The sequence below is a fragment of the Leptolyngbya sp. FACHB-711 genome (assembly GCF_014695615.1).
Classification (GTDB): domain Bacteria; phylum Cyanobacteriota; class Cyanobacteriia; order Elainellales; family Elainellaceae; genus Leptolyngbya_A.
On sequence record NZ_JACJOR010000166.1, the window covers coordinates 1 to 3,715 of the forward strand.

General features: G+C 48.0%; 2 protein-coding genes and 1 pseudogene. All 3 read right to left on the bottom strand.

What is annotated here, in order from left to right:
* Positions 1–338: pseudogene (locus tag H6F80_RS05725) on the bottom strand (ABC transporter); the annotation flags it as partial.
* Entirely contained in the window at positions 335–1,522 is a 1,188-nt protein-coding gene (locus H6F80_RS05730; RefSeq protein ID WP_190790634.1) for an ABC exporter membrane fusion protein, read from the bottom strand. The gene H6F80_RS05730 and the pseudogene H6F80_RS05725, both read right to left, overlap by 4 nt.
* Positions 1,523–1,620: 98 nt before the next feature.
* Positions 1,621–3,606 (bottom strand): esterase/lipase family protein, encoded by a 1,986-nt coding sequence (locus tag H6F80_RS05735; protein ID WP_206755039.1) that lies wholly within the window; start codon positions 3,604–3,606, stop codon positions 1,621–1,623.
* Positions 3,607–3,715: the final 109 nt, after the last annotated feature.

Consider the following 3,715-nt stretch of genomic DNA (forward strand, 5'->3'; position numbering starts at 1 on the left):
ATGGCATTTTGGCTGCGGGTTTGCGGATTTTTCCAATCTGCAAAAGCAACATACAGAGGAGTTGCTGATTCCACTTCCGGCAAGCTGGCAGCTTGAAACAAACGACGACGGGAGAAGGTTGCCATGTTTGCTAAATTGCGAGCCTGGGGACTGATCAGAACAACATCTGCATTGAGATTTTGGTGTAAGCGAGTATTACTGTCATACAGGGCAGACTCAAATCCAAGCTGCATCAACATGAGAATGTCGGCAAACGCAATTCCAGATAAGGCAACAAAAAATCGTCCTTTCTGACGGATTAGCTGAAGCCAGGCGAGGGGAATCGATCGCTTTTTCATTGCCTAATCTCCACAGCAACTTGTAAATTGGTCAATTGTGCTACACGTCCACTGGATGCTTTGTCCAATCGAATTTTGACCTCAACGATTCTGGCATCGGTTGTGGCGGTTGGATCGCTATTGAGAACATCCTGTTTGGCGATCGTCCAACCGAGCTGCTCAACGGTTCCATGCAGCGGTTCTTTGATTGAATCGGCTGTAACGATTGCAGCTTGACCAACCCGAACTTTGCCAATATCTCCTTCATACACTTCAGCAACCGCATACATTTGCTCGGTGTTCCCTAATTCCACAATGCCTTCTGGGCCGACTGCTTCTCCGATATGAGTGTGAATTCGAAGAATACGACCTGCTTTAGGAGCACGAATAAATGCATGATTTAATTGTGCTTGTGCCCTTGCTGTAGCTGCGATCGCTCGATTCACTTCAGCTTGGGCAGCAGCAATATCAGTTGGACGAACTTCAGCAATCTGACCCAATGTGGCTTTTGATTCCTGAATCTGTTGTTGTAGGGTTTGAATCGTGCGATCGAGTGCGGCTCGTGCTTCATTAACCCGTTGTTGAGCTGTTTTTAGCACGAGTGATTTGCTGTCTAGCACAGATGCAGAAATCGCTCCATTTTGATGCAGGTCTCGATGACGTTGATATTCCACATCTGCATTTTGCAGCTCTGCCTCAAAGCGGGCGATCGTGGCGCGTTGAGTCTCCATTTCTCCATTAAGCTGTGCTTCTAATCGAGCAATGGTGGCTTGTTGGGCTGCAATCTCTCCTTGCTGTGCGCCTGCTTTGACTTGGTTTAACCTTGCCTGAGCCACCTTGACCTGCTCCTGAGCCTCACCTAACTCACTTTGCAAGCGATCGCGAGAATCTAAAATAGCAATAATCTGACCTGCATTAACGCGATCACCCACTTTAGCCCATAGTTCATCAATTCGATAAGCACCACCCTGCCCGGACGGCTCAGAGACTTGAATGACTTCTCCTTGCGGTTCTAGTCGTCCCAATGCATTGACTTTTGTAGGTTGTGTAGCTGTCTCCACGAGAGAGGGTGATGTGGAGGTGGATTGAGATTGCGTATAGTACATGGTTCCAGCAGCCATTATGATTGCTGAACTGACACCTATAGCGATCGCCCAATGGACACGGGGAAACAGAGAGGATTGATCTGAGCTTGTTTGTTGCATAGTGTCTCCTGTTGATCAGTTAAGCAATTAATCATTAGTCATCAAGGCGTTCACAAATAGGTTGTGAAAAAGGAGGTGTGGAGTTCATCTCTGCACCATTACTGATTTCTCATTTCCCTCCGTTTCTTTTTTCTGCCCTGAACTATGAGCAGCCGTATTCCAATTCCAAACGCTGCAATGAGGCTGATAAGGCTCCACCAGCCTTTACTAAAAGAGGGCTGAACTTCAACCGCCAGAAATGTAGTTCGTTCAATGAGTTTGCCGTCCAGGGTGAAGTCGCGTGCTGCAACATCAATGCCATAGGTGCCTGGCTTAAAAGGTCTCCAGGTTACTTGCTTCTCTGTGTTTCCTGTTAACTTCAAGGTTTCTGAGTGACCGTCTGGCTGGCGAATGGTTGCTTCGATCTCAGCCGTTTTGAGTGGTTGATTGACGAGAGCCAAGCTGGCTGAAAGCGTGATAGGTTCGTTAATTTTGGGGGAAAGATGGCTCACTTGAGCTTGTAAAGCAGCATCACCCACCACTTTTGCGGCGATCGCGTAATCTGCGCCAGTTGCTGGTGTTTTAGCGGTGGTTACTAACGTTACATTCCAGGGTCCTGGCTTGGGGTTCTTAAATCCGTATCCTAAATAAATCAGGCTCGTTGGATCATTAACAGTGATGTACCCATGTTTGTCTGCACTCAAGGGAATCACCTTGCCGCTTGCGCCCCGCACAATAACCTGAAGCGATCGCGTGGGATCAAAGAGTGAAAAGCTGGCGATTGTGACTTGATCGAGATGAATCGTAACGCGCTTGCGATCACCTGCGGCAACGTGTCCAGTAAAGATCTTTGTGAATTGAGCCAATTTAGTACTATCGTTTGTCGCGGGTGGATCGGGTTCAACTGGAAACTCATCCACTTCATGTTTAAGCAGTGGTTCCACAAAGGTTCTAAAAACCTCTTGTGACCGATTCATCGCGATATGGAGATAGGGCAGCTCGACCAGGGGTTGACCGATCGTTGCCACACTGCTGAGGTCAACGACCAGATCGCTGGGGACGTTGGTGCAGGGTGCTTTGAACGCCTCAATAATCGGATTTCCTGCAAATAGGTAGAAAGGAACACCACGTCGATGGGTAATTTGCGGGTTAAAGATATGGTTTATATAAGTGGGACGTAGCTCCAGCGTTGCAGGCAGATAAAAGCCGAGTGCGGCTGGTAAATTCGCACAGTTTGAGCCCCCGTGAGGAGATGCAACCATAATCAATTGAGCTACGTCGCGTTCTTCCATCAGGCGATCGATGTAATAGCGTGAGATCAAGCCACCCATGCTATGAGCAATGAGATCTACTTGCTCGGACCCTGTTTTTTGTTTAATGCCAGCAATATACTGTTTCAGAACTTGGGCATTTTCAGCGATCGTGTTCGTCCGTTTGGTTGGTGACTTCAAATCACCAATGGACAAGACTCCCTCTGCTTGACCATCCCCTACCGCATAACCCGAAAGCCCAATCGAACTTAGCCTTCCGTTAGCACCCGTATAAGCACTCCAGGCATTACTGGCACTGGATAAGAAGCCATGCACCAACACAACAGGGCGAGGGGCCACCTGCACTGCTGTCATTCCTGTTTGCGGGAACACATCGGATTTGGCGTAGAGATGGCGATTAGGTGTAGGATTTCCACGCGACCAGTACCATCCCAATGCCGTGAATGGCTCTGTTTTACAGCTTTTGCTTCCCTGCAAAATCGTACAGCCTGCAACTCGTTTTCCAGGAGAATCCAGTTCAAAGGTGACTGGAGTTGCCTGATTGGCCTTCTGCGGGATTTCTACCGTAAGTGAAATGAGATTACCATCCGTTAACGAGCGGATTGGGTTTCCCTGACGATCGTGAATGGTGAGCGTAGTTGAATGATAGCCAACGATAGATGGTGCAACAGGTTGAACTTTTGTTGAACGAGCAATTTCAGCAGCACGAGGTACAGTACCTTTGTTGCTTGAATTTTGCCAACCCTGAAAAAAATGCGGGGCATGATCAGTTCCGACAATGACTAGCGAGATGAGGGATGCGATCGCCAGTAGCATAAGACCTGACTTCATCATGGGCGGTATGCGGCACCAGTGAATGAGCCACCGTTTATTGTTTCGCCCGTATTTCTTTATCAGTTTTGTGACCATGATTAGACGTAATCAAGCTAAAGTTTTGAGATGC